We start from the raw sequence: 2,850 nt of genomic DNA, 5'->3' as shown, positions 1-2,850 counted from the left end.
GGCGGCGGGCGCGGGCGCCGGCGCCGGGCGCAGCGGCCTGCTGCCGGGCGCGCCCAGCCGGGCACGGGCGGCGAAGATCCAGTCCTCGGCGCGGGTGATCAGCGGTTCCACCCACGGCAGGCCCAGCAGGATGAGCAGGCCGGCCGCCCAGCCGAGGAGCACGTCGCTCAGCCAGTGCGTACCGAGGTAGACCGTCGTGAGGCCGACGCCGAGCGAGACGATCGCGGACAGGGCCGACAGATAGCGCCTGGCCCTCGGGGTGGCGGCCAGGTAGGCGAGGATGCCCCAGGTCACCACGGCGTTGGCGGTGTGACCCGAGGGAAATATATCGCCGCCGGCGAAGAGTTCGGCCGATCCGATCCTGGTCGCGTAGTGCGGGCCGAGCCGGCCGAGGCCGATCTTGACCGCACCCACCGACAGGTTGAGCAGAAGCAGCGAGGCGCCCAGCGTCAGCAGCGGACGCAGGGTGTGCTGCCGCCAGGAGCGCCAGCCGAGCCAGCAGGCGACCATGACCGCCGTGGGTCCGCGCTGCCCGAGGACCACGTAGTAGTCGAGGGCGGCGTGGACCGAGGGCCACTGCTCGTAGGGCCGGAAGAGCATGACCTTCCAGTCCAGGGCCACCAGCCAGGTCGACATGAGCACGGCGACGACGATGGCCACATAGAACGCCAACGTCCCGCCGAAGAGAGCGATGCGGTGACGGCTCATCCGCGGTGTCTCTATCTTCGGCGGTTCCGGCTCCCGGTCCAGCCGGGCGAAGATGTCGGTACGCACCCAATCGACGTTACAGCGAGTGAGTGAGTGTCCCGGTCGATCCGGGCGGTTCGTGATGACGATGTGATGTGGACTGTGTCTCACCGGGCGGGTTTTCCCAGGGAGCATGAATAAGTCTCGTATTTCTTTCCGAGCGTTATGCGAAGCCTGTTCGAAAAGGTAATTCCCGGATTTCGCCCCACGGTCCCCGGGTTCTCGAAGTGTATTTATCGAGGGTGCGGCGGAACGGAACGGAGGGTGTCAGTCCGGTTACGGTACGGCTTCGGGGCGGGGGCCGTACGGTGCTTCCGGAGGGCCGCCGGCGGATCGCCGCAGGTCCCGGCGGTGACCCGGACGGGCGCGCGGCAGTGGCGTACGCCACACTTCACCGGGTCGGACGGTATGAGATCGGCCACGTGTGGCCCCGGCGAACTCGCGTACGCTGACGGATCACTCGCCCGTTCGATGCCGGGCCCCCGGGGGACAGTGGAGACCGCGTCCCGAGGGCCCGCCGAGTGCGAGGGACTTTTGGGAGGTAGATGCATGTCCGGGACGCCCACCGCCCGAATCCGCCTGCGCCAGGACGCGGACGGTGCCAACCGCTGGGTCGTCCTCGTCGTCCTCTGCCTCAGCCTGCTGCTCGTCGCGCTCGACGCCACCGTGCTGCACGTCGCCGTCCCCGCCGTCACCGAGGACCTGCGGCCCAGCGCCGCCGGGCTGCTGTGGATCGTGGACGCCTACCCGCTGGTCTGTGCCTCCCTGCTGATCCTCTTCGGCACCCTCGGCGACCGGGTCGGCCGCCGCCGCGTCCTGCTGCTCGGCTACGCCCTCTTCGGCGTCGCGTCCGCCGTCGCCGCCCTGGCCGGCAGCGCGGGCGTGCTCATCGCGGCGCGGGCTCTGCTCGGCGTCGGCGGGGCGATGATCATGCCCGCGACGCTCTCGATCCTGCGCCAGGTCTTCCCCGACCGGCGCGAACGGGCCGTCGCGATCGGCGTCTGGTCCGCCGTCGCCGCGGTCGGCGCCGCCACCGGCCCGGTCATCGGCGGATTCCTCGTCGAGCACTTCTGGTGGGGCTCGGTCTTCCTGATCAACATTCCGCTGATGGCCCTGATCCTGCCCGTCGGCCGGCTGCTGCTCCCCGAGTCCCGGGGCAGCGACGACGGCCCGTGGGACGTGCTCGGCGCGCTGATGGCCGCGGCCGGGGTGCTCGGCGTGGTCCTGGGCGTGAAACGGGCCGGCACGGGCGAGGGGCTGACCGGTGCCGCCACCCTGCTGCCGCTGCTGCTCGGCGCCGCCCTGCTGATCGCCTTCGTCCGCCGCCAGCGGCGGCGCACCCATCCGCTGATCGACATCGGCATGTTCGGCCGGCCCGCCTTCTCGACCGCGGTCGGCTGCATCGTCCTCGCCATGCTCGCCCTGGTCGGCCTGCAACTCGTCGCCGTCCAGTACCTCCAGCTCGTCCTCGGCCTCAGCCCGCTGGAGACCGGGCTCAGACTGCTCCCGCTCACCTTCGCCGCGATGGCCGCCGGCGCCACCGGCTCGCACACCCTGCGCCGGCTCGGGCCGCGCCGGATGGTCGGCTGGGGGTTCGTCCTGACGGCCGCCTCGGTGCTCAGCCTGACCGCGATGGGCCGCCACGACCGGGCCTGGCTGCTGGCCGTCGCGTTCGTCGCCCTGGGCTTCGGCCTCCAGTCCACGCTGTTCGGCGCGTACGAGTCGATGCTCAGCGAGGCCCCCGCCGACCGGGCCGGCGGGGCGGCGGCGATCGGGGAGACCTCGTACCAGCTGGGCGCCGGGATGGGGATAGCCCTGCTGGGCAGCGTGATGAACGCCGCCTACACCCCCGGCCTCGCCGGACTGCCCGCCGCCGGGGTGCCCGCCGACGCGGGGGCGGCCGCCTCGCACTCGCTCGGCGAGGCGTACCAGGAGGCGGAGCAGCTGGGCGGGCCCCTGGGCGCCGTGCTGCGCGCCACCGCGCGGGACGCCTTCATCGACGGGCTGCACATCACGCTGATGGTCAGCGCGGGGCTGCTGCTGCTCGGCGCGCTGGCCGCGCTGCGGCTGCCCCGGCTGATGGAGTGCGCGCCGAAGGTGTGC

Annotated in this window: 2 protein-coding genes; one reads left to right on the top strand and one right to left on the bottom strand. The window is 72.4% G+C overall.

Going from position 1 to position 2,850, the window contains the following annotated elements; all coding sequences use genetic code 11:
• A partial coding sequence (locus MHW47_RS34170) for a phosphatase PAP2 family protein (protein ID WP_239227729.1) occupies nucleotides 1-774 on the bottom strand: 774 nt, incomplete at its 3' end.
• Between the two features lie 522 nt (nucleotides 775-1,296).
• Here MHW47_RS34170 and MHW47_RS34165 point away from each other — a divergent pair.
• Nucleotides 1,297-2,850 (top strand): MFS transporter (locus tag MHW47_RS34165; protein ID WP_239227728.1); only part of this gene is annotated, 1,554 nt, incomplete at its 3' end.

It is taken from the genome of Streptomyces sp. OfavH-34-F (assembly GCF_022347745.1).
Lineage (GTDB): Bacteria > Actinomycetota > Actinomycetes > Streptomycetales > Streptomycetaceae > Streptomyces.
Note: the sequence above shows the minus strand (reverse complement) of the source record. Positions and strands in the feature narration are given on the sequence as shown.